Origin of the sequence: Nonomuraea sp. NPDC050790, assembly GCF_044456745.1 — a bacterium.
Taxonomy (GTDB): Bacteria; Actinomycetota; Actinomycetes; order Streptosporangiales; family Streptosporangiaceae; genus Nonomuraea.
This window is the reverse complement of the sequence record NZ_JBITGF010000003.1, coordinates 116,895-131,710: the sequence shown is the minus strand read 5'-3', so window position 1 is coordinate 131,710 and position 14,816 is coordinate 116,895. Positions and strand designations below refer to the sequence as shown.

The 14,816-nt window shown below is 71.9% G+C and carries 13 protein-coding genes; 6 read left to right on the top strand and 7 right to left on the bottom strand.

Going from position 1 to position 14,816, the window contains the following annotated elements; translation table 11 throughout:
- Positions 1-9 precede the first annotated feature (9 nt).
- A complete protein-coding gene (locus ACIBEJ_RS15485; protein ID WP_397183377.1) occupies positions 10-963 on the top strand; it encodes a DNA polymerase domain-containing protein in 954 nt (317 codons plus the stop codon).
- A 4-nt stretch (positions 964-967) separates the two neighbouring features.
- On the opposite strand, the gene ACIBEJ_RS15480 is transcribed toward ACIBEJ_RS15485, so the two are convergent.
- From ACIBEJ_RS15480 to ACIBEJ_RS15470, 3 genes are all read right to left on the bottom strand, one after another.
- Positions 968-2,035, bottom strand: a complete 1,068-nt coding sequence (locus tag ACIBEJ_RS15480; protein WP_397183376.1) for an ABC transporter permease — start codon at positions 2,033-2,035, stop codon at positions 968-970.
- Between the two features lie 107 nt (positions 2,036-2,142).
- Positions 2,143-2,838: a response regulator gene (locus ACIBEJ_RS15475; protein ID WP_397183375.1), complete on the bottom strand. Its 696-nt coding sequence runs from the start codon at positions 2,836-2,838 to the stop codon at positions 2,143-2,145.
- Entirely contained in the window at positions 2,828-4,174 is a 1,347-nt protein-coding gene (locus tag ACIBEJ_RS15470) for a sensor histidine kinase (RefSeq protein WP_397183374.1), read from the bottom strand. The genes ACIBEJ_RS15475 and ACIBEJ_RS15470 overlap by 11 nt, the downstream gene beginning before the upstream one ends.
- Positions 4,175-4,362: 188 nt before the next feature.
- Here ACIBEJ_RS15470 and ACIBEJ_RS15465 point away from each other — a divergent pair, with 188 nt between their 5' ends.
- The gene (locus ACIBEJ_RS15465) at positions 4,363-5,070 is read left to right on the top strand and encodes an HAD family hydrolase (protein ID WP_397183373.1); all 708 of its coding nucleotides are present in this window, start codon (positions 4,363-4,365) and stop codon (positions 5,068-5,070) included.
- A 572-nt stretch (positions 5,071-5,642) separates the two neighbouring features.
- Here the strand turns inward: ACIBEJ_RS15465 and ACIBEJ_RS15460 are convergent.
- Positions 5,643-7,277, bottom strand: coding sequence for a penicillin-binding transpeptidase domain-containing protein (locus ACIBEJ_RS15460; RefSeq protein WP_397183372.1), 1,635 nt, complete (start codon positions 7,275-7,277; stop codon positions 5,643-5,645).
- 87 nt (positions 7,278-7,364) lie between these two features.
- Between ACIBEJ_RS15460 and ACIBEJ_RS15455 the strand changes: the two genes are divergently transcribed.
- From ACIBEJ_RS15455 to ACIBEJ_RS15445, 3 genes are read left to right on the top strand one after another with little or no spacing between them, the layout of a single operon-like run.
- Positions 7,365-8,282 carry a LysR family transcriptional regulator gene (locus ACIBEJ_RS15455; RefSeq protein ID WP_397183371.1) on the top strand — a complete coding sequence of 306 codons (918 nt, stop codon included), beginning with the start codon at positions 7,365-7,367 and terminating at the stop codon, positions 8,280-8,282.
- The gene (locus ACIBEJ_RS15450) at positions 8,279-9,136 is read left to right on the top strand and encodes a serine hydrolase (protein ID WP_397183370.1); all 858 of its coding nucleotides are present in this window, start codon (positions 8,279-8,281) and stop codon (positions 9,134-9,136) included. Before ACIBEJ_RS15455 ends, ACIBEJ_RS15450 begins: the two co-directional genes overlap by 4 nt.
- 57 nt (positions 9,137-9,193) lie before the next feature.
- Entirely contained in the window at positions 9,194-11,140 is a 1,947-nt protein-coding gene (locus ACIBEJ_RS15445) for an acetoacetate--CoA ligase (protein WP_397183369.1), read from the top strand.
- On the opposite strand, the gene ACIBEJ_RS15440 is transcribed toward ACIBEJ_RS15445, so the two are convergent.
- Positions 11,130-11,687 (bottom strand): NADPH-dependent FMN reductase, encoded by a 558-nt coding sequence (locus tag ACIBEJ_RS15440; RefSeq protein ID WP_397183368.1) that lies wholly within the window; start codon positions 11,685-11,687, stop codon positions 11,130-11,132. The two genes, ACIBEJ_RS15445 and ACIBEJ_RS15440, sit on opposite strands and share 11 nt — an antisense overlap.
- 89 nt (positions 11,688-11,776) lie before the next feature.
- Here ACIBEJ_RS15440 and ACIBEJ_RS15435 point away from each other — a divergent pair, with 89 nt between their 5' ends.
- Positions 11,777-12,751, top strand: a complete 975-nt coding sequence (locus ACIBEJ_RS15435; protein WP_397183367.1) for an AraC family transcriptional regulator — start codon at positions 11,777-11,779, stop codon at positions 12,749-12,751.
- On the opposite strand, the gene ACIBEJ_RS15430 is transcribed toward ACIBEJ_RS15435, so the two are convergent.
- Both ACIBEJ_RS15430 and ACIBEJ_RS15425 read right to left on the bottom strand, forming a co-directional pair.
- Positions 12,708-13,340 carry a GNAT family N-acetyltransferase gene (locus ACIBEJ_RS15430; RefSeq protein WP_397183366.1) on the bottom strand — a complete coding sequence of 211 codons (633 nt, stop codon included), beginning with the start codon at positions 13,338-13,340 and terminating at the stop codon, positions 12,708-12,710. The two genes, ACIBEJ_RS15435 and ACIBEJ_RS15430, sit on opposite strands and share 44 nt — an antisense overlap.
- Before the next feature lie 19 nt (positions 13,341-13,359).
- Positions 13,360-14,724, bottom strand: coding sequence for an FAD-binding oxidoreductase (locus ACIBEJ_RS15425; RefSeq protein ID WP_397183365.1), 1,365 nt, complete (start codon positions 14,722-14,724; stop codon positions 13,360-13,362).
- Positions 14,725-14,816: the final 92 nt, after the last annotated feature.

Here is a 14,816-nt window from a genome sequence, read left to right as displayed (position 1 = left end):
GGCAGGGCCGTGGGCAAGGTGGAAGAGACGCGCGACGGGGTCGAGTTCAGCAACCTCGGCCAGCCGCTGTTCGACGGGGCCGAGGCCACCAAGCGTGACCTGGTCGACTACCTCGACGCGGTGAGCGACAGGATCGTGCCCGCGCTGGCCGGCCGGGCGCTGTCGGTGATCCGCGTACGCCCGGGTCAGCCACCGTTCATGCAGAAGAACCTGCCCAAGTACGCGCCGGAGTGGGTCGACAGCGTCACCCACTGGGCCGAGAGCTCCCATCGCGAGGTCCGCTACGCCGTGTGCGGCGACCGGCGGACGCTGCTGTGGTTCGCCAACCAGCGGGCCGTCGAATACCACCCCGCGCTGTTTCTCGGGGACCGGCCCACGCATCTCATCCTCGACCTCGATCCTCCGGCCGAGGACGGGGCGTTCGGGCTGGCCGTACAGGCCGCGCTGCTGGTGCGGGCGGCGTTGCGGGCGGACGGGCTGGAGGGGGCGGTCAAGACCAGCGGCGCCAAGGGCGTGCACGTGTTCGTGCCGGTCGCCGAGGGCACCGGCGTCGAGGACCTCGCCGCGGCGACGCGCGCGGTCGCCGCGCGCGCCGAGCGGCTCGACCCCGAGCTGGCGACCACCGCGTTCATCCGCGAGGACCGCGGCGGCAAGGTCTTCCTCGACTCCACCCGCGCGGGCGGCGCGACCGTGGTCGCGGCCTACAGCCCGAGGGTACGGCCCGGCGCCACCGTCTCCTTCCCCGTCGCGTGGGAGGATCTGGAGCGGGTGAGCCCGGCGGACTTCACCATCCACACCGCGCCCGGCCTGCTGGGCGGCGCCGACCCGTGGGCCGAGGCCATGCCCGAGCCCCAGCGCCTGCCCGACGACCTGGTCGCCGAGGGCCACACGATCCCGATCGCCCGGGTCCAGGCCATGCACGAGGGCAAGCGCCGCGCCGCCCGCGCGCGCAAGGACTCCTGAGCGTTCAGGAGCTGCGCAGGAGCGCGGGGATGGGCGCGAGGACCATCGCGCAGCCGTAGGCGGCCAGGGGCAGCAGCATGAGCGTCGAGGAGATCGCGAACACGCTGAGGCACGGCAGGTCGGCGCCCGATCCCGCGAGCAGGACGAGCGTGCCGATGACCAGTCCCGCGCCCGCGGTCGTCGCGGTGGCGAAGCCGATGAGCCGGTCGTAGACCATCATGCGGCGGATGCGCCGCCTGCCCTGGGTGGCGACCTGGGCGCCGGCGGACTGGCGGAGGTAGGAGCGCAGGCGGCCGAGCGTGGAGCAGCTCGCGACCGCGCCGACCGTGGTGACGGTCATGCCGAGCGTCGCCAGCACGATGCTCAGGACCCCGGCGTCGGCGCTGCGCTTGGCGGCGACGTCCTGGCGGGTGTAGACGGTGTAGCCGGCGCCCAGCCGGTCGGCGACCTGGTCGCGGACCGGCCCGGCGAGCGAGGCGGAGTCGAGGGTCACCTGGAGGCCGCTGAGCCTGATCGGGCTGACGAGGGTGGCGGCGGTCTGCGGGGTGAGGCCGAGCGTACCCCTGACGATCATGTCCTTGTTCATGTCCACCTGGAGTACGCCGCTCACGCGCAGGTCGACCAGCGCGCCGCGCGGGTCGGTGACGGTGACGGTGCTGCCGACGCCGAGGCCGTAGGAGGCGGCGGTCTCCTCGTCCACGACGGCCTCGCCGTGGGCGGCGGGCGGCCTGCCGCCGATGACGGGCAGCATGGGCAGGCCGTTGGCGGGCAGCGCGACGACCTCCATCGGGGTGGCGTTCGCCTGGGGCCAGCTCGCGTGGACGGTGCCGCCGCGCACCTCGCGCACGGCGCTGACGCCGGGGATGGTGCGCAGGGCGGCGATCGTCTGGGTGGGGATCGGCGGCGGCGTGCCCTGGGCGGGGAAGCCGGCGGGCAGTACGGCGAGGTCCATGCGCTCGGACGAGAAGCATTGGGTCAGCCGCCCCGACTCGGTGCCGTTGCCGATCCAGGCGGTCACGATGAGGACCGAACCGGTGACGACGGCGGCCAGGCACGCGGCCAGGCACATCATGTGACGCCCTATGGCGCACTTCCACATAGCGTTAACCTCCGAAAAATCACGCTATGTCGCGAAATGTCGCTTTTCGTCATCCCCAGTGACGGTCGCGGCAACCATCTTCACGCTGGCGGCTCATCGAAACGCTGAGGCCGTACCAGGCCGTTCTCGTAGGCGAAGACGATGAGGCGGCTGCGGTGCGGCAGGTGCAGCTTGCCGAGCACGTTGTCCACGTGGGTGCGCACGGTGACCGGCGACAGCGACAGCCGCTCGGCGATCTGGGAGTTCGTCAGCCCGCGCGCCACCAGCGTGAACACCTCCTGCTCGCGCCGGGTCAGCTCGTCTAGGCCGGCCGCGGACACCGGGGCCTCGTAGAGGTTGGGGCGGAAGTCGTCGAGCAGGCGCTTGGCGAGCACGGGGGAGACGTAGGCGCCGCCGTCGGCGACCGTGCGGATCGCGCGCAACAGTTCCTCCGGCGGCGCGTCCTTGAGCACGAACCCGTCCGCCCCCGCCGCCAGCCCCGCCCTGACCAGGCCGTCCTCGTCGAAGGCGGTCAGCAGCACCACGCACGTGGCGGGGAAGTCGGTACGCATGCGGGCGGTGGCCTCGATTCCGTCCATGTTGTGCATGCGCACGTCCATGAGCACGACGTCGGCCGGTGCCTCGCGCAGCGCCTCCAGCGCCCGCGCGCCGTCCGACGCCTCGCCGACCACCAGGAGGTCCGGCGCCGACCGCAGCACCATCCGCACGCCCGCGCGGATCAACTCCTGGTCGTCCACGAGCAGGACCCGCAGGAGGTTCTCACCATCAGGCCGCATCGCCGCTCCCCCTCCTCGCCGCATCGCCGTTCCCCTTCTCCGCCGCCTGGCCGCTCTCCTTTCCGGCCGCTGGGCCGCTTGCCTTTCGCGCCGCGTCGCCGCTCTCCTTCCGGGCCGCGTCGCCGTTCCCCTTTCGGGCCGGGTCGCCGTTCTCCTTCGTGTACGGCGGGCGGGCCTCGGCCGCGTAGGACAGGGAGGTGCGATACGGCAGGCGGGCCTCGACCACGAAGCCGCCCCCGCGCCGCGGACCCGCGCGGAGCTCACCGCCGAGCCCGCACACCCGCTCCCGCAGCCCGAGCAGGCCGTTGCCGCCGGTCGGCAGGGAGGCGTTCGCGAGCGGGCCGCCGCCGTCGTCCTCGACCTTCACGTATGCCACGTCCGCGGCGAAGGAGGCCGACACCGAGGCCGCGACGCCGCGTCCCGCGTGCTTGAGCACGTTGGTGAGCGCCTCGCCGACGACCTGCTGGGCGGCCAGGAGCACCTCGTCGGGCGCGGTGTCCGGGTCGCCCTCGACGCGTACCGCGATGTCGCGGACACCGCTGCGCCTGATGCGGCGGACCAGGTCGTCGATCGCCCTGGCCCACGGGCGTGGGCAGGCGCCGCGCAGGGCGCTCACCAGTTCGCGCATGTCACCGAGGGCGGCGCGGCCGCAGTCCGCGATCTGCCCGAGCGCCGTCTTGGCGCCCGCCGGGTCGGCGTCGAGCGCCAGCCGCGCACCCTCGGCCTGCGTGACCATCACGGTCACGTTGTGCGCCACGCTGTCGTGCAGGTCGCGGGCGATGCGCAGCCGTTCGCGGCCGACCGCCTCGCGGGACTCGCTCTCCCTGGCCCGCTCGGCGAGCAGCAGGCGTTCCCTGATGCCCTGCATGACCATGCGCTTGGCCAGCACGTACCGTCCGGCGAACCAGACCAGCACGATGAACAACAACTGGTTGGCCATCCACGGAAGCGGCACCAGCGACGTCGGGTAGGCCAGCGTCCAGATCACGTGGCCCGCGCAGGTGATGATCAGCGCGGGCAGCGAGATCACGAGGGGACGGCTCACGGCAAGGGTCGCCAGCGCGACGCAGATGCTCAGGTCGGCCAGCAGCGGCGGCCAGCCGTTGAGCATCTGCAGCAGTGCGAGCCCGGACACCAGCATGAACACGCCCACCGGATACAGGTGACGCCACATCATCGGCGCCAGCAGGGCGGCGGACATCGCCAGGTCCGCCCAGGGCTGGTGCGGCGGCCACAGGTTCGCCAGGACCCAGCTCACGACGGCCAGCGGGATGATCCAGATCAGATCACCCGTCAGGAATCGGGCCGTCGGCCGGAGGCGTACGGTGGCGCTCACGGGGTCAATATAAGTTTTCGCAGATCAGAAGCTTGATCGATTCTTGCGTGTCGCCGCCGGTTCCGGTTTTCTTCGCAGAAGGCGTCACTACCGGCAATCATGCTTAAATGCCCTCGCGGGGCAGCTTCGCGGGTGCGGGAGCCGTACCCTTCTATGGACCCCCTCAGGAGGCTGCCATCAACCGCCTTGTGCTCTGGAACGTCGACCTCACGCTGGTCGACGTCGCGATCGTGACCCGCGACGCCTACGCGGAGGCCTTCCGGATCGTGACCGGGCGGCCCCTGGTCAAGCTGGCGCCGGCGCTGGGGCGGCCCGACTCCGAGATCGTCTTCGAGACGCTGGCCGTCAACGGGATCGTGGCGGAGGACGACCACCTGCCCAAGTTCCTGTCGGCGCTGGCCATGGCCTTCGCCGACCGGCGTAAGCGGCTGGCCAAGGAGGGGCGGATGATGCCCGGGGCCAAGGACGCCTTGAAGGCGGTGGCCCGGCTCGACGGGGTCATGCAGACCGTGCTGACCGGGACCATCAAGAGCAACGCGGTGCACAAGCTGAAGGCGTTCGGGCTGGACAAGTACATCGACTTCGACCTGGGCGGGTACGGCGAGGAGGTCTACCCGAAGGCCACCCTGTTGCAGGTGGCGCAGGGGCGGGCCAAGCAGCGGGCGGGCACGCCGTTCACGGTGGCCAACACCGTGGTGATCGGCGACTCGACGCGGGACGTGCAGGCGGCCAAGATCGGTGGGGCGGCGGTGATCGGGGTGGCTTCCGGGCGCTCCATGGCCTCCGAACTTCGTGAGGCGGGGGCCGACTTGGTCCTGCCCGACCTGACCAACGCCTCCGAGGTCGTCGCCGCCGTAGCCGGCCTCACCTCCCCCCTCGACCGCAAAGCCGTCTAACCCCACCCCTCTCCTTGGCGCCCCGGCCCTTCTACGCGCGCAAGCACAACTACCCGAGACCCCTTGGGATCCAGGGCACAACTACCCGGTCTCCCAAGAGGCCGGAGGCTCACCTGACACAAGCCCGTCGTCGGCCCAGACGCCGCGGACTTCTCCACGGCCCGGGCACAACTACCCGGGATCCGGAGGGTGGCGGCGGCGTGTGGTGGGGGCTCTCGCCGGGCACGAGCGCCGTGACGTTGCCCCGTGCGCCGGTCTCCTCCGCCGACCGGGCACAACTACCCGGGATCTGGGGGTGGCGCGGGTGGTGGGCCGCTGCTCAGGGAGCGCCTCGGCATCCGCCCGATCGCTGGGCGCTCCTTCGCAGACCTGGAAACCGGGTAGTTGTGCCCGGGGTAGGGGCCGAGGGCGCTGCCGGGTAGTTGTGTCCAGGCCCGGGAGGTGGCGGGTTAGCCGGTGGTGCGGGGTGTTTGGGTGGCGGGTGAGCCGGTGGTGCGGGGTGTTGGGGGTTGGCTGGGGGTGCGGGGTGTTGGGGTGGTGGTGGGGGTTGGCTGGGGGAGGGGGTGGTCGGGTTAGCTGGGGGTGGGGAGGTTGGTTAGGAAGTGGGCGGCTATGGGGGCGGCCACTGCGGAGCCGGCGCCGCCTCCTTCCACCAGGACCGAGAAGGCCAGGTCTCCCTTGTAGCCGATGAACCAGGAGTGGGCGGGTGGTTCCTTGCCGGAGCCGTACTCGGCGGTGCCGGTCTTGCCGGCCGTACCCGAGGGGAAGGGGGCGCCCTGGGCGGTGCCCTCGGAGACTACGGCGGGCATCAGTGTGCGCAGGGCCTTCAGGACGCCTTCCTCCAGCGGGCGCCGGGCTTCGCCCTTGGTCGGGACCAGGCGCTCGGGGACCAGACGCGGCGGGCGCCACGTGCCGGAGGCGATGGCGGCGGCGACCGTGGCCATGTTCAGGGGCGAGGCGAGGACCCGGCCCTGGCCGATGGAGGCGGAGGCCAGGTCGGTGTCGTCCTTGGCGGCGGGGAAGTCGGCCCGCACCGCGGGCACTCCGGGGTTGATGGGCACGCCGAAGCCGAAGTCGCCGGCCACCTTCGCCAACCGGGAGGCGCCGAGCGAGTCCACGGTCATGGCGCCGAAGGTGGTGTTGCACGAGTGGGCGAAGGCGTCGCGGAACGGCAGGCTGCCGTAGTCGCGGTAGCCGGCGTTGTGGAAGCGGAAGCCGCCGATGTTCTGCTCGGCGGGGCACTTGACCGTCTGGCCTGCCGAGACGCCGCCGGCGACCAGTGCGGAGGCGGTGACGACCTTGAAGGTGGAGCCGGGCGGGTACTTGCCCATGAGCGCCCGGTCGAACCCGCCCCGGTTGTTGACGACGGCCAGGATCTCGCCGGTCGAGGGGCGCATGGCGACCAGTGCGGCGGGCTTCTTGGTGAGCTTGAGCGCCTTGGCGCCGGCCGCGTGCACGCGCAGGTCGAGCGTGGTCTGGAACGGCTCCCGCTTGGCCGCGCTGACCTCGGCGAGGGTTTTGACCAGCTTGTCGCCGTCCTCGTACAGGTTGATCTTGGCGGCGTTGGGCACGCGCAGCCAGTCGGTGTACTTCGCCTTCAGCCCGCCCACGATCTGCTGCACGGACCCGGGCACGTCGGCGGCGCCGTCGATGCGCCGGCCGCCGGCGGCGAGCACGGGCACGCTCTCGTCCTCGCCCATCTCCAGCCGCAGGGTCCGGCCGGGCTTGAGGTCGGGGTGGAGGGTGGCGGGCGTCCAGGCGACCTTCCAGCGGCGGTCCTTCTCGACCAGGTTGAGCTTGCCCTCGTAGTCCAGGTCGGGCCCCCGCCCGACGAGCCTGGCGCCGAACGTCTCGTAGCCGAGGTCAGCGGCGGTGGCGGCGAACACTCCGCCGGTCCTGATCGCGGTGAACGTCTGCCGTTCCACCTTGAGGTCGCGGCGCAGCCGTTCGTGCCACTGGACGAAGTCCTTGGGCGGATCGGCCACCAGTTCCTTCATGGCCGCGTAGTCGTTGGCCGACCAGGCCGCCAGGTAGGCGTCGGCGGTCCGCTCCGCCGTACCCTCGGTGCGCAGGGCCCAGACGACGCCGCCCGCGGCGACGGCGGGCACGAGCAGCCCCGCGACCACCCACGGCCACCTGCGCCGCCGTCGTCGTGGCGCGCCTTCCTGCCGCAGCTCGCCCAGCATCCGTCCCCCTGTCATAGCCATGACGCAGAGGACACCAGAAGCCCCCAAAGCATGTCCAATACGGATATAAGCCATGGCGGCATATAAATCTGGATATCATCGCTGGCCATGGACCTCGTCCGGCATCTGCGCTACTTCACCGTGGTGGCGGAGGAACTTCACTTCGGCAACGCCGCCATCCGCCTCGGCATGGCCCAGCCGCCGCTCAGCCAGCGCATCAAGCGCCTGGAGGAGGAGCTCGGCGTGCGCCTGTTCGACCGCTCCGCGCGCCAGGTCCGCCTCACCGAGGCCGGCCGGCTCCTGCTCGGCGAGGCCCGCGAGATCGTCGCCAGGGTCGACCGCCTGCGCGAGCTGGCCAGGCACGGCGACGGCGCGGTGCTCAAGGTGGGGGTCCCGCCCGACCTGGCCGCCGCGGTGATCGCCGCGCTCGTCGCGGGCTTCCGCGAGAGCCACCCAGAGGTACGGCTGGCGCCCGCCGAGATCTGGACCGCCGACCAGGTGACCGCCCTCGCCGCCGGCACGATCGACGTCGGCCTGGTCCGCCACCCGGTGACCGCCCCCGGCCTGTACTTCGGCCAGACGCTCGTCCAGGCCCAGGGCGTGCTGCTGGCCGAGGGCGACGACCTGGCCCAGCGCGCCGAGGTGCACCTGGCCGACCTGGCCGGGCGCGAGCTGCTCATGCCGCCGAAGGAGGGGGAGCCGGGCATGCACGCGGAGGCGCTGGCAGAATGCCGTCGCCGTGGGTACGTTCCCGCGCAGGTGCACGAAGGGTCCGGTCTCGGGTTGGTCATGGCAGGCGCCGCGGTGGCGTTCGGGCCGCGGCAGGAGTCCCCGGGGCTGGTGTGGCGGCCGCTGATCGGCTCGCCGCTGTCCTACCGGGTCTCCACCGCCTGGCGGGTGGCCTCCGACACGGTGGCGGGCTTCTCGGCGGCAGCCGTACGAACACTGAAGGAGAGCGCCGGGATGGCGGAACAGAGCTCGGCGCCCGCACGGCGGGTCAGCCGCAGGCCGGGGGCGCTGGCATGAGCGAGATCGAGCTGGGCGAGGTGTTCGCGGCGGCCGGTGTCGAGGGGTGGCTGCACGCCGTCGACATCGATGGCGGGCGCGAGTGCGGCTACCAGCAGGACGAGTCCAGGCCGATCGCCTCGGTGTTCAAGGTGCCGCTGCTCGTGGAGCTGTGCAGGCAGGCCGACGCGGGGCTGGTCGACCTGACGGAGCGGGTGGTGGTGCCGGTGGCGGGGCGCACCTCGGGGCCGACGGGGTTGTCGGCGATGCGGGACGAGGTGACGATGTCGCTGCGCGACCTGGCGTACCTGATGATCGCGGTGAGCGACAACGCCTCCGCCGACGTGCTGGTCGAGCGGGTCGGGCTGGACGCGGTCAACACGATGCTGGCGGAGTTCGGGCTGGACGGCACCCGGGTGAACATGAACGGCGCGACGATGCTGGACAGCATGGCGGAGGACAGCGGGCACAACTGGCCGTTCCAGGACCTCGACGAGCTGGCCAGGATGCGGGCGCTGGACCCCGCGCGGACCAATCGCAGCACGCCGCGGGAGCTGGCGCGGCTGTTCGCGATGATCTGGCGGGACGAGGCGGCCTCGGCCGAGCTGTGCGGGTGGATGCGCGAGGTGTTCGGGCTCCAGGTCTGGCCGCACCGGCTGGCGGCGGGCTTCCCGTACGACGACGTGGACGTCAGCGGAAAGACCGGCACACTGCCGACTATCCGCAACGAAGCCGGGGTAGTGGAGTATCCCGATGGCGGCCGCTACGCCGTGGCCGTTTTCACCCGATCGTTCAGCCCCGCGGTGAACCAGCCGAGGGCCGACGCGGTCATCGGCACGGCGGCGCATATGGCGGTCGACCACCTGAGAAGGTAGCCGGATGTGTGGGCGGTCGCGTGTGACTTTCCACCTGGTGAACGACAGGATGGGCGCATGGTTGAGGAAGGTGCACTTGTCTGGGAGCCGACCGCCGAGGTGGCCGGGCGGGCCAAGCTGACCGCCTACCTGCGCGAGCAGGGCAGGACCGGCGCGCGGTACGAGGACGTGTGGCAGTGGTCGGTCGAGCGCCCGGAGGAGTTCTGGCAGTCGATCTGGGACCACTTCGGGGTGGTCGGTGAGCGTGGTGACGGGCCCGTCATCACTGGGACGATGCCCGGCGCGGAATGGTTCACCGGTTCCTCGCTGAACTACGCCGAGAACGCGCTGGCCCGCGGCGAGGGCACCGCGGTCGTCTTCGTCTCCGAGGACGGCGCCCGCCAGGAGATCGGCTACGACGAGCTGCGCGCGGAGGTGGCCAGGGTCCGCGCCGGCCTGGTGCGGCTCGGCGTCGGACGCGGCGACCGCGTCGCGGCGTACCTGCCCAACATCCCGCAGGCGCTCATCGCCTTCCTGGCCACGGCCTCGCTGGGGGCGATCTGGTCGGCGGGCTCGCCCGACTTCGGGGTGCCCAGCATCGTCGACCGGTTCCGGCAGATCGCGCCCAAGGTGCTGATCGCGGTCGACGGCTACGCGTACAACGGCAAGAGCTTCGACCGCTCGGCCGCCGTGGCCGAGATCGCCGCCGCGCTGCCGTCGCTGCGCGCGACCGTGTGGATCCCCTACCTGAGCGCCGCCGAGGAGGGCCGCCCGCCTCAGCGGGCCGAGCCCGCGCCCGGACACGCCGCCGCGGTGCCGTCCGGCGAGGTGGTCGGCTGGGAGGGGCTGCGCGCCGAGGAAGGGCCGCTGGAGTTCGAGCGCGTGCCGTTCGGCCATCCGCTGTGGATCCTGTACTCCAGCGGCACCACAGGACTGCCCAAGCCGATCGTGCACGGGCACGGCGGCGTGGTGCTGGAGCACCTGAAGTCGCTCTCCTTCCACCAGGACCTCGGTGAGGGGGATGTGTTCTTCTGGTACACCACCACCGGCTGGATGATGTGGAACTACCTCATCGGGGCCCTGCTGGTGGACGCGGTGCCGGTCCTTTACGACGGGGCGCCCAACGACCTGTGGACGATCGCCGCCGCCGAGGGGGTCACGTACTTCGGGGTGGGCGCGCCGTACATCATCGCCTCGATGAAGTCCGGCGTACGGCCGGCCGGCCTCGACCGGCTGCGCGGGATCGGCTCGACCGGCTCGCCCCTGCCGCCGGAGGGTTTCGCGTGGGTGGCCGAGGCGCTGCCCGGCGTGCCGCTGGGCTCGTTCTCCGGCGGCACCGACGTGTGCACCGGCTTCGTCGGCGCCACACCGCTGCACGAGATCAGGGCCGGCGTGATCCCGTGCCGGTCGCTGGGCGCGGCGATCGCCGCCTACGACCCGGCGGGCAAGCCGGTGATCGGCGAGGTGGGCGAGCTGGTGCTGACCGCGCCGATGCCGTCGATGCCGGTGATGTTCTGGAACGACCCCGACGGCGAGCGCTACCGCGACAGCTACTTCGACGTCTACCCGGGCGTCTGGCGGCACGGCGACTGGATCAAGATCAACGAGGATGGCTCCTGCGTGATCTACGGCCGATCCGACTCGACGCTCAACCGCGGCGGCGTGCGGATGGGCACCAGCGAGTTCTACCGGGTCGTTGAGCGCTTCGAGGAGATCGCCGACAGCCTGGTCATCGACACGGGGCAGCTCGGCCAGGAGGGCCGCCTGCTGCTCTACGTCACCCTCGTCGAGGGCGCCGCGCTGACCGACGAGCTGGTCGCGGCGCTGAAGACGACGCTGCGCGAGGAGTTGTCACCCCGGCACGTGCCCAACGAGATCCGCGAGGTGCCCGGCATCCCGCGGACGCTGTCGGGCAAGAAGCTGGAGGTGCCGGTGCGCAAGATCCTGCTCGGCACCCCCGTCGAGCAGGCCGCCAACCCCGACGCCATGGCCAACCCCGAGGTGCTGCGGCACTTCAGGCCCTGACCGCGGCCAGCGCCCTGCTCCAGGAGACGACCTGGTCGAGCATCATCGTGACCTGGTCCTCCTGGTGGGCGCGTGGCCTGAAGTCGCTGAAGTTCTCGAAGTCGGCGTGCAGCAGCAGCTCCACCCCGGCCTGCACGTTGGCCACCTTGACCTGGCCGAGCACCTGCCGGAGGTGCTCGGCCGCGCGTACGCCGCCGCTCACCCCGTAGCCGACCACTCCGGCGGACTTGTCGTTCCACTCGGCGTACAGGAAGTCGATGGCGGTCTTCAGCACGCCCGGTGTGCCCCGGTTGTACTCGGGGGTCACGAAGACGAAGCCGTCGTAGGCCGCGATCGTCTCCGCCCAGGTCTTGGTGTGCGGCCGGTCGTACACCCCGGTGGCCGCCGGCATCGTCTCGTCAAGATGCGGTAGCTCGTGGTCCTTCAGGTCGATCAGTTCGTACGCGGCGTCGCCGCGCTTGGTGGCCAGTTCGTGGACCCAGCGGGCGACGGCCTCGCCGTTGCGGCCGGGACGGGTGCTGCCGATGATGATGCCGATCTTCGTCATGTGTTCCAGGGTAGGAGCCTGGATGGAGACATCCAATGCGCTGCTGTCTGCGTTTTATACGCGAGCGTCTCGGGGAGTACACTTCTGGTGTGGATCTCCTAAGTGACGTGATCGCCTCCATGCGCGTCGGGCGGGCCAACTCGGTCCGCGTCGAGTGGCGCGCTCCCTGGGGCCACTCCTTCCCCGCCGCCGCGGGCACCGCCGGGTTCCAGGTGGTCCTCCAGGGCTCGTGCTGGCTGCTCCCGCCCGAGGGCGAGCCCATCGCGCTGAGCGTCGGCGACGTCGTCTTCCTGCCGCAGGGCCATCCCTACGTGCTGGCCGACTCGCCCGACAGCGCGATCGCCACCGCCGACTGCGGCGAGGGGGAGCGCGAGCTGTTCTCCTCCGCCGTCCTGGGCGGCGACGGCCTGAGCACGGTGTTGCTGGGCGGCGGCTACCGCCTCGACCCGGAAAGGCTCCACCCGCTCCTGCGCTCGCTGCCCGAGGTCGTCCACCTGCCGGCCCGCCTCGGGCACCACGCGGAGCTGCGGGCCGCCGTCGACCTGCTCGGGGCCGAGATCGACCGCCCGCGCGCCGGGGCCGACCTGCTCGTCTCCTCGCTGCTGGACATGCTCCTGCTGCTGATCCTGCGTACCTGGTTCGACGGCTCCCACGAGCAGTGCAAGGTCGACAACTGGGCGCGGGCGCTGACCGACCCCTCGATCAGGGCCGCGCTCGACGCCATCCACCGCGAACCGACGGCGCCGTGGACGGTCGAGGCGCTGGGCCGCGAGGCGGGCCTGTCGCGGGCCGCCTTCTCCCGCCGCTTCACGCAACTGGTCGGTCAGCCGCCGCTCGCCTACGTGACGTGGTGGCGGCTGGGCATGGCCGCCCACCTGCTGCGCGAGAGCGACGCGCCGCTCGGGGAGATCTCCGCACGGGTCGGCTACGGCTCGGAGTTCGCCTTCGCGAACGCCTTCAAGCGCGAGTACGGCCTCGCCCCCGGCAGATTCCGCCGCGAGTCGTGCCGCCTGCCGGCGGTCAGCCCGCTCCCAGATGCGGCAGGCACGGCTCCAGCCCGGTGACCGTGTAGCCCTCCGCGGGCTTCCAGTCCTCGCGGGCCATGCGGAAGCGCAGGCTCGGCACCGCCTCGCCCTTGCGGGTGTCGAGCTGCATGCCGTCCTCCCGGTAGCCGAGCTTCCTGGTCACGCCGAGCGAGGGCAGGTTGTCCTCGAACGCCGTCGTGGTGGCCCACTGCGCGCCCAGCCCCTCGAAGGCCAGGTGCAGCACGGCTCTGCGCATCTCGGTGCCGATGCCCTGGCCGTGGAAGCGGCGGCCCAGCCACGATCCGGTGACCACCTCGCGCTTGACCGCGAAGTCCGTGGCCGCCAGCTCCTGCGTGCCGACCACCTCGCCGTCGCGCACGACCACGAAGTTGGCCGCCCAGTCCTCCGGCTTCCAGGAGCCCCAGCACTTGAAGTGGTAGAGCACGGTCGCCTTGGCCCGCTCCTGCGGCTCGGCCTCCGTCCACGGCATGAGGAAGGGCATGAACCCCTCCTCGTGCACGCCTTCCGCCGCGCGCTCCGCCAGTTCGTCGAGCTCGGCGAAGGTGGGCATGCGGAGCTCGAGGTTGGGTGTGGTGATCCTGAGGTCGAACAGAGGCCAGTGACGCATGCCTGCAGGTTTATGCCAGCTAGACGCCCTGGGGCAACCGAAATACCCGGCCGGGGTCGTAGGCGGCCTTGACCTGGGCGAGCCGGGCGGCGTTCGGACCGTAATAGGCCGGGCGCCAGGCGGTCAGGTCGGGGTCGATGTAGTTCACGTAGGCGTGGTCGCCCAGGAAGGGCCGCAGCTCGCCGTGGACGCCGCGCAGCCAGGTGCGGGAGGTGCCGTCGGCGTAGTACTGCACGCTGTAGAGCGCCGCCCGGTGCGGGAAGGCGGTGTCGCGCGCGCCGACCCGGCCGATGGCGCCGCCGAAGGCGTCCAGCAGGACCGCGTGCTGCCCCGGCTTGGCCACCCAGGCGACCAGCTTGGAGATGCCCGCCGCGGGCAGCTTGCCGTAGGCGATGTGCGACTTCGCGGAGAACGTCGTGCGCAGTCCCGGGCCGCCGGCCATGATCTGCATCGCGGTCAGGTACGGCACCACCCGCGCCGTGCGCGACTGCGGCGCCCCCACCCTGGCCACCAGGGCCGCGAGGTGCCGGTTGAGCCCGGTCAGGCCGCCCAGGTAGGTCCCGGCCAACTGGACGTGCAGGCCGCCGCGGTCGCGTACCAGATGCAGCGACGACCACAGCTCGTCGGGCGCGACCGGCGCCCAGGACTGCCAGGCCGCGACCGCCGCGGCCGCCCTCGACCAGGGCCAGCGCAGGAAGAAGTGCCCGATCTCGCGGGCGGTGTGGGTGCGGAAGGTGAACGAGGTGGCCACGCCGAAGTTGCCGCCGCCTCCGCCGCGGCAGGCCCAGAACAGCGCCGGGTGCCGGTTCGCGTCGCAGTCCAGGACTCGCCCGTCGGCGGTGACCACCCGCACCGACACCAGCCGGTCGCAGGTCAGCCCGTACTTCCTGGAGACCGCCCCGATCCCGCCGCCCAGCGCGAGTCCGCCCACGCCGACCGTGGGGCAGGATCCGGCCGGGATGCTCACGCCGTGGGCGGCCAGCTTGGTGTAGACGTCCATGAGCTTGGCGCCCGGGCCGATCGTGGCCGTGCCCGCGCGGTAACGGACGGCGTTCATCCGCGACAGGTCCACGACCAGGCCGGAGCCGGTGGACCAGCCCGCGTAGGAGTGACCGCCGGAGCGCGCGGTGACCGCGACGCCGGTGCGCCGGGCGAAGGCGAGACATCTCGCCACGTCCCGCGAGGTCTCGCAGTACGCGATCCCGCCTGGCCGGACGCGGTCGAAGGCCGGGTTGTACAGCCGCTTCGACCGGTCGTAGGCGGCGTCGCCGGGGCGTACCAGCGTGCCTTCGAGCTCGCGGCGCAACCTCGTCCAGTCGGGCGGCGCGGTGGACAGGGACAGGGGGACCAGCGCGGCGGCGCCCAGAAAGTCACGACGGTTCACGGTTCATGGGACGACGCCGGAGACCGCCGGGTTGGTTACGAGTACGTCACCTTGTCGGACCGGGAAACCGGGGTAACACCTGGATAACGTCC

Bases quoted from the DNA above. Each gene is read 5' to 3' on its own strand.
- ACIBEJ_RS15475 (WP_397183375.1), bottom strand. From the start codon at position 2,838: ATGCGGCCTGATGGTGAGAACCTCCTGCGGGTCCTGCTCGTGGACGAC.
- ACIBEJ_RS15455 (WP_397183371.1), top strand. From the start codon at position 7,365: ATGGACCTCGTCCGGCATCTGCGCTACTTCACCGTGGTGGCGGAGGAA.
- ACIBEJ_RS15430 (WP_397183366.1), bottom strand. From the start codon at position 13,340: ATGCGTCACTGGCCTCTGTTCGACCTCAGGATCACCACACCCAACCTC.
- ACIBEJ_RS15445 (WP_397183369.1), top strand. From the start codon at position 9,194: ATGGTTGAGGAAGGTGCACTTGTCTGGGAGCCGACCGCCGAGGTGGCC.
- ACIBEJ_RS15450 (WP_397183370.1), top strand. From the start codon at position 8,279: ATGAGCGAGATCGAGCTGGGCGAGGTGTTCGCGGCGGCCGGTGTCGAG.
- ACIBEJ_RS15460 (WP_397183372.1), bottom strand. From the start codon at position 7,277: ATGGCTATGACAGGGGGACGGATGCTGGGCGAGCTGCGGCAGGAAGGC.
- ACIBEJ_RS15480 (WP_397183376.1), bottom strand. From the start codon at position 2,035: ATGATGTGCCTGGCCGCGTGCCTGGCCGCCGTCGTCACCGGTTCGGTC.
- ACIBEJ_RS15440 (WP_397183368.1), bottom strand. From the start codon at position 11,687: ATGACGAAGATCGGCATCATCATCGGCAGCACCCGTCCCGGCCGCAAC.